The organism is Bacillus sp. AR2-1 (assembly GCF_008368755.1).
Lineage (GTDB): Bacteria > Bacillota > Bacilli > Bacillales > Bacillaceae_G > Bacillus_A > Bacillus_A wiedmannii.
Genome location: NZ_QORY01000063.1, coordinates 1 through 1,576 on the forward strand (window position 1 = coordinate 1; position 1,576 = coordinate 1,576).

Annotated in this window: 1 protein-coding gene; it reads left to right on the forward strand. The window is 30.1% G+C overall.

Annotated elements, in window-relative coordinates; translation table 11 throughout:
* The first annotated feature begins 361 nt into the window (after positions 1–361).
* Positions 362–1,291, forward strand: a complete 930-nt coding sequence (locus DT250_RS31425) for a DMT family transporter (RefSeq protein ID WP_088610501.1) — start codon at positions 362–364, stop codon at positions 1,289–1,291.
* The last annotated feature ends 285 nt before the right edge of the window (positions 1,292–1,576 follow it).

Here is a 1,576-nt window from a genome sequence, read left to right on the forward strand (position 1 = left end):
TTCGACTTAGGTTTTTTTGTGCTTATTTTTATTTACCAAATGTCATAATCCATAAATTAAATAATCTTAAAGAAGAAAAAAGATGAAATAGAGACTGTTTAAAATGAATTTTGAACGATAATGCCATAAAAGATAATAAAGTAATACATTTAAATGTTAGGTTAAGGTAAGAATTACCTTTTTGTATTAATTGAGTCGTGGAATGACTAAAATATTTTACTTTTTATATGAAACCGTTATGTGGAAAATAGCTATTCAGTTGTTTTTCACATAACGGTTTTTCATTTTTAAAGGATTTTACATAAGAAAAAATCTATAATTAAGATAGTTAACATATATTTTTTGATGGGTGTGGGGGATTATGAAAGAAATATGCATGTTATTAGTGGCTGTTATATTATGGGGGACAGCCATTGCGCCAACAAAGTGGGCATTAGAATCTATTCAGCCATTTACTTTGTTATTTATTCGCCTTTTCTTAGCTGGTGGAATCTGTTTACTATTCTCATTTAAACAATTAAAAAGATCAGTTGTACATAAACAGGTCCCGTGGAAAAGAATGAGTTTACTATCTTTTACTGGCGTATCTGGGTACTTTATGTTCACATCCTACGGTATTTCTTTAACAAGTGGATTGCATGTTAGTATTATTGATGCTGCTTTACCTTTAGTTACAATTCTTTTTTCGGCGTTCTTTTTGAAAGAAAAAATTCGGCTTAATTATTGGATCGGTATTGTATTGGGGGCTATCGGAGTACTTCTTATTACAATTCCATCTAGTAATGTCGATCAAGAAGTATCTTTAATAGGAGATATCCTTATTTTATTAAGTACGTTCTTGTTTGCTTTCTATACAGTATTGCTGAAACGACCAAAACAAGAACAGTATCTATCAAACAAGGTTTTTACAACATTAACTTTAATTATTGGAGCTGTTATTCTATTACCATTTGCAATGGCAGAAACTTTTTATTATGGTTTTCCAAAAATCGAAACATGGAAGACAGGGTTTAGTGTAATATATCTTGTTATTGGGGCAACAATTTTAGCGTATTGGTTTTGGAATAGAGCATTAGAGACAGTCTCGGCATCAGTAAGTGGATTATATTTAAATGCGTTACCGTTAATAAGTATAGTTGCTTCAATTGTTCTATTAAATGAATCTTTAACGCGGAGAATAGTAATAGGTGGCAGCTTAGTTTTATTTGGAGTGATATGGGCGGATAAACGTAAACTAATTGATTTATTTATATCAGACGATCAAAATATTAAAGAGAATGAAGAATGTTAAAGTTTATAAGAGCATGTATATAATGTTTAATGGAAAGGACGCTTTGTATGTAATAGGATGTCCTTTTCATTATTTTCATTGAATGAGAGGAATTAAATAACTGAAACTAATATAGAAAATAACTTTGGAATTATTTTTATTATTAATTGAATAAAAGGTGTTGACGATTAGGCTATAGAGGTGTAATATAGAACAAGTCGCTGATGCAATAACGCAGAATGCGGCAAACAAAATGAAAAACTTAGTTGACATTGAAAGATGAAAATGTTAACATAAGGAAGTCGC

Coding starts and splice junctions, on each gene's coding strand:
- DT250_RS31425 (WP_088610501.1), top strand. CDS start 362: ATGAAAGAAATATGCATGTTATTAGTGGCTGTTATATTATGGGGGACA.